The sequence below is a fragment of the Devosia sp. genome (genome assembly GCF_028290645.1).
Classification (GTDB): Bacteria; Pseudomonadota; Alphaproteobacteria; order Rhizobiales; family Devosiaceae; genus Devosia_A.
This window is the reverse complement of record NZ_JAQGJL010000158.1, coordinates 1-4,912: the sequence shown is the minus strand read 5'-3', so window position 1 is coordinate 4,912 and position 4,912 is coordinate 1. Positions and strand designations below refer to the sequence as shown.

Below are 4,912 nucleotides of genomic sequence, written 5' to 3'. Positions count from 1 at the left end.
CATCGGCGATGGCGCGGGTGAGTTCGAGATCGAAACCGGATTTGGTGCCGTCGCGATCCATCGAGGTAACCAGCAGCTCCCCTGCCCCACGCTCGACCATTTTCGCTGCGAACTCCACCGCATCGAGCCCGGTCGGGTTGCGGCCGCCATGGGTGAAGATTTCCCACTCGTCCATGTTGTCCTGCCCGGGCGCGCGCGTCTGCCGCCGTCGGGCGTCCACCGAGACGACGATGCACTGGTCGCCGAACTTGTCGGCGGCGCGGGCGACGAAATCGGGATCGTTCACCGCGGCGGTATTGATCGAAACCTTGTCGGCGCCGGCGAGCAGCAGCTTCCGGATATCCTCGATCCTCCGCACCCCGCCCCCCACCGTCACCGGCATGAAGCAGTGCTCGGCGGTGCGCGCCACCACATCGAAGATGGTCTCGCGGTTCTCCGAGCTCGCCGTGATGTCGAGAAAGCAGAGCTCGTCCGCCCCCGCCGCGTCATAGGCGATGGCGGCTTCCACCGGGTCGCCGGCATCGACCAGGTCGACGAACTGCACGCCCTTCACCACGCGGCCGTCCTTGACGTCGAGGCAGGGGATGATGCGGGTCTTCAAACTCATTGGCGCGGGTCCGGACGGGGGCCACGCAGCTTGCCGACAACGGCGAAGATGAAGCTGGCGAGCCAGAAGATGAGGACGAAAAGGACGATCGGGACAAACATCGCCGGCACGATGCCGGAGGCCGCCAGCCAGCCGAGGGCCAATATGGGGACGATCGCGGCGGCGTACCACCAGAGGTTTATCCGGCGGACGAGGATCGGCCGGTTGTGCGCGCGGGCCATCACCCGGCCCGTCCCGCCTTGAGGAGCGCGATTGCTTCACGTGAATCAATGCGGCCGTCATAGAGGGCGCGGCCGGAAATCGCCCCCTCGAGGATCTGGTAGTCCGGCTCGGTCATGGTGCGGATGTCGTCCATCGAGGCGAGGCCGCCCGAGGCGATCACCGGGATGGACACGGCCCGCGCCAGTTCCAGCGTCGAGGGCCAGTTGATGCCCTTCAGCACGCCGTCGCGGTCGATGTCGGTATAGATGATGGCGGCGACGCCGGCGCCCTCGAAGCGTCGGCCGAGCTCGATGGCGGTGAGCTCCGAGGTCTCTGCCCAGCCCTCCACCGCGACCTTCCCGCCGCGCGCATCGATCCCGACCGCCACCTGCCCGGGGAACAGCCGCGCCGCCTCGCGCACCAGCGCCGGATCGCGCACCGCCACCGTGCCGAGGATCACACGGCTCAGCCCGCGGCCGAGCCAATCCTCGATATGGGCAATCGAGCGGATGCCGCCGCCCAGCTGCACGGGGAAGCTCACCCTGTCGAGGATGGCCTGCACCGCCTCGCCGTTGACGCTCCGGCCCGCGAAGGCGCCGTTGAGGTCGACGACATGCAGGTACTCGAACCCCTGGTCCTCGAACGACTTCGCCTGCGCCGCCGGGTCGTCGTTGAAGACCGTTGCCTGGTGCATGTCGCCGAGCTTGAGCCGGACGCACTGGCCGTCCTTGAGGTCGATGGCGGGGAAAAGGATCATGCTGTGCTGCCTAGAAACTGCCCCTCACCCGGCCGCTGCGCGGCCACCCTCTCCCTCAAGGGGAGAGGGAAGAATGCAGGGGCGAGATGGTGCCGCATCGCCCCTCTCCGCTTGAGGGAGAGGGTGCCCGAAGGGCAGGTGAGGGGACGGACCGTCACGGCTTCCACCTCAGAAAATTGCCGATCAGCGTCAGCCCCAGCGTCTGGCTCTTCTCCGGGTGAAACTGCGTGCCCACCATATTGTCTCGCCCCACGATCGCCGTCACCGCCTGCCCATAGTCAGCCGTCGCGACCAGCGTTTCCGGCCGCTCGGTCTCGAGGTGATAGGAGTGGACGAAATAGGCATGGAGCCCGTCCGGTCCATCCGGAATGCCCGCAAGCACAGGGTGCGGCTGGCGGATGCTCAGCGTGTTCCAGCCCATGTGCGGCACCTTCAGCTCGCCCTCAGGCTCGAGCCGAACCACCGCACCGGGGATCCAGCCGAGGCCCCGGGTGATCGCCTTCTCGCGGCCCTCGCCCGCCATCAGCTGCATGCCGACGCAGATGCCGAGGAACGGCACCCCGCCGCGGATCACCCGCTCCTCCAGCACCTCGACCATGCCGGTCACGGCATCAAGCCCGGCGCGGCAATCGGCGAAGGCGCCGACGCCGGGGAGGACGATGCGATCGGCGCGGCGGACCGCGTCGACGTCATCGGTCACGAGGATGATGTCGCCGGTACCGGTCTCGCGGGCGGCGCGCTCGAAGGCCTTGGCGGCCGAGCGGAGGTTGCCCGAGCCGTAATCGATGATGGCGACGGTGCTCATTGGGGCTGCCGCTTCAAATAGTCGACCAGCGCCAGGTCCTCCGCCGTGGCGACGATCTCGCCGCGATAGCGACCGCCGCGCCGTGCCGTCCGCACGCGGCGGAAGCTCGCGGCCTCGAAGCCGATCAGGGCGGCGAACAGCACGTAGAGCCAGAAGGCTGCGTCGGAGCCCATCCACAGGCCCACCGCGACGATGGCGAGCGTACCGATAACCCAGAGCGCGAGCAGCAGCCACAACCCGTGGACCAGCGCATGGACCGGCGGCAGCACGGCCGCGGACCAGGAGAAGCGATCGGCCACCGCGGCCGGCGCATCGCTCTGACGCTCGTAGACGGAGTAGAGGGTCACGGGATATCCTTCAAGAAGATCGGCGTGGTAGCGGGGTTCGCCTTAGAGCAAAACCCGCGCGGTTGGAAGACGAGGGAACCGCGCGCCTGCCATGCCGTTCGGTCCAGTCCGCTTCGAGGAGAGCTACATGACGCACGATTCACCCGACCCGCATGGCGATGGAACGATGGGTTCCGAGCCGAGCCAGGGCATCTTCATCGGCTGGCTGGCCGTCGGGCTGTTCGTGCTGATGGTGGCGTTCACGGCCCTCGTGGTGGGCTCGGCGGCGATCTACGACTTCCACTGACACCGAAGCGACGGAGAGTCCTCCGCCTACAGCGTGCCCTTGGTCGAAGGGATCGCGTCGGCGGCCCGGGGATCGATCTCCACCGCATTCCGCAGCGCCCGCGCCAGCGCCTTGAAGGCGCTCTCGGCGATATGGTGGTTGTTGTCGCCGTAGAACGTCTCGACGTGGAGCGTGATGCCGGCGTTCATGGCGAAGGCCTGGAACCACTCGCGGAACAGCTCGGTATCCATTTCGCCCACCTTGTCGCGGCTGAACTCGACCTTCCAGACGAGGAACGGCCGGCCCGAGACGTCGAGCGCGACGCGGGTGAGCGTGCCGTCCATCGGCAGGTCGGAGGAGGCGTAGCGGCGGATGCCCTTCTTGTCACCGAGCGCTCGCTTCACCGCTTCGCCCAGCGCAATGCCGACGTCTTCGGCGGTGTGGTGGAAGTCGATATGCAGGTCGCCCTTGGCCCGGATGCGGATATCGATCAGCGAGTGCTTCGACACCTGGTCCAGCATGTGGTCGAGAAAGCCGATGCCGGTCTCGATATCGTATTTGCCGGTGCCATCGAGGTTCACCGACACCTCGATGTCGGTCTCGTTGGTCTTGCGGGCGATCTCGGCGGTGCGCATTGGCGGCAGTCCCTGTTGGCGCGCGGGCTTTAGCAGATAGCGCGCGAGGGATGAAGAACTCCTGAAGCACCCAGTGGCCCACGCTCCGGCAGCACGAAGGTATGCCCTGCCTAGCCGGCCAGGCTGATTTGCTTTTCCAGGACCGGTGCCTAAATAAGGATCAACAGTTCTGGAGCACTCCCCCAAATGTCGAAGGACAATGATTTCCCCGGCTGGCACGGCACGACCATCGTCGCCGTCCGCAAGGGCAACAAGGTGGTGATCGCCGGTGACGGACAGGTCTCGGTCGGCAACACCGTGATGAAGCATACGGCCAAGAAAGTCCGGCGGCTGGCCGGTGGCAATGTGATCGGCGGCTTCGCCGGCGCCACCGCCGACGCGTTCACCTTGTTCGAGCGGCTCGAGCAGAAGCTCGAGCAGTATCCGCACCAGCTGATGCGCGCCTCGGTCGAGCTGGCCAAGGATTGGCGCACCGACCGGTACCTGCGCCGGCTCGAGGCGATGATGATCGTCGCCGACAAGAACGACACGCTGGTGCTGACCGGCACCGGTGACGTGCTGACACCGGACCATGCCACCATCGCCATCGGCTCGGGCGGCAACTACGCCTATTCGGCAGCGCTGGCGCTCAGCGAAAACACCGAGCTCGACGCCGAGGAGATCGCCCGCAAGGCGATGAAGATCGCGGCCGAGGTCTGCATCTACACCAACGAGAACGTCACGCTCGAAGCCATCGAAACCGACAAGTAAGTGGCGGCTGCCATGGCGCCACAGGACGTGCTGCAACAGGCGTCCGGAAAGACAAGCCAATGAGTGATACCAATTATTCCCCGCGCGAGATCGTCACCGAGCTCGATCGCTATATCGTGGGCCAGCATGACGCCAAGCGCGCCGTGGCGGTGGCGCTGCGCAATCGCTGGCGGCGCCATCAACTCCCCGAGGGTTTGCGCGAGGAGGTGCTGCCCAAGAATATTCTGATGGTGGGGCCGACCGGCGTCGGCAAAACCGAAATCGCGCGGCGGCTCGCGAAACTCGCCAACGCGCCGTTCATCAAAATCGAAGCCACGAAGTTCACCGAGGTCGGCTATGTCGGCCGCGATGTGGAAAGCATCATCCGCGACCTCATGGAAATCGCGCTGGGCATGACACGCGAGCGCTTGCGCAAAGAGGTGACGGCCAAGGCCGAGCTGGCGGCGGAAGAGCGCGTGCTCGACGCGCTGGTCGGCGATAACGCGAGCCCCGAAACCCGCCAGAAATTCCGCAAAATGCTGCGCGAAGGCGAGCTCAACGCGCGC

Annotated in this window: 9 protein-coding genes; 3 read left to right on the top strand and 6 right to left on the bottom strand. The window is 66.3% G+C overall.

Annotated features, from left to right (window positions below):
- The 5 genes from JWQ89_RS09130 to JWQ89_RS09110 all read right to left on the bottom strand — a co-directional run.
- On the bottom strand, positions 1 to 607 hold a 607-nt coding region (locus tag JWQ89_RS09130; protein WP_299640307.1), incomplete at its 3' end, for a HisA/HisF-related TIM barrel protein.
- A complete protein-coding gene (locus JWQ89_RS09125; RefSeq protein WP_299640305.1) occupies positions 604 to 828 on the bottom strand; it encodes a hypothetical protein in 225 nt (74 codons plus the stop codon). The genes JWQ89_RS09125 and JWQ89_RS09130, both read right to left, overlap by 4 nt.
- Positions 828 to 1,565: a 1-(5-phosphoribosyl)-5-[(5-phosphoribosylamino)methylideneamino]imidazole-4-carboxamide isomerase gene (hisA, locus tag JWQ89_RS09120; protein ID WP_299640303.1), complete on the bottom strand. Its 738-nt coding sequence runs from the start codon at positions 1,563 to 1,565 to the stop codon at positions 828 to 830. Before hisA ends, JWQ89_RS09125 begins: the two co-directional genes overlap by 1 nt.
- 154 nt (positions 1,566 to 1,719) lie before the next feature.
- On the bottom strand, positions 1,720 to 2,370 hold the full coding sequence (gene hisH / locus JWQ89_RS09115) for an imidazole glycerol phosphate synthase subunit HisH (RefSeq protein WP_299640301.1): 651 nt from the start codon (positions 2,368 to 2,370) through the stop codon (positions 1,720 to 1,722).
- On the bottom strand, positions 2,367 to 2,717 hold the full coding sequence (locus JWQ89_RS09110) for a DUF2628 domain-containing protein (protein ID WP_299640299.1): 351 nt from the start codon (positions 2,715 to 2,717) through the stop codon (positions 2,367 to 2,369). The genes hisH and JWQ89_RS09110 overlap by 4 nt, the downstream gene beginning before the upstream one ends.
- A 127-nt stretch (positions 2,718 to 2,844) precedes the next feature.
- Here JWQ89_RS09110 and JWQ89_RS09105 point away from each other — a divergent pair, with 127 nt between their 5' ends.
- Positions 2,845 to 3,003 (top strand): hypothetical protein, encoded by a 159-nt coding sequence (locus tag JWQ89_RS09105; protein WP_299640297.1) that lies wholly within the window; start codon positions 2,845 to 2,847, stop codon positions 3,001 to 3,003.
- A 26-nt stretch (positions 3,004 to 3,029) separates the two neighbouring features.
- Here JWQ89_RS09105 and hisB read toward each other — a convergent pair whose 3' ends face one another.
- Positions 3,030 to 3,617 carry an imidazoleglycerol-phosphate dehydratase HisB gene (hisB, locus tag JWQ89_RS09100; RefSeq protein ID WP_299640294.1) on the bottom strand — a complete coding sequence of 196 codons (588 nt, stop codon included), beginning with the start codon at positions 3,615 to 3,617 and terminating at the stop codon, positions 3,030 to 3,032.
- A gap of 186 nt (positions 3,618 to 3,803) precedes the next feature.
- Between hisB and hslV the strand changes: the two genes are divergently transcribed.
- Positions 3,804 to 4,367, top strand: a complete 564-nt coding sequence (gene hslV, locus JWQ89_RS09095; RefSeq protein WP_299640292.1) for an ATP-dependent protease subunit HslV — start codon at positions 3,804 to 3,806, stop codon at positions 4,365 to 4,367.
- A 59-nt stretch (positions 4,368 to 4,426) separates the two neighbouring features.
- On the top strand, positions 4,427 to 4,912 hold a 486-nt coding region (locus tag JWQ89_RS09090; protein ID WP_299640290.1), incomplete at its 3' end, for an AAA family ATPase.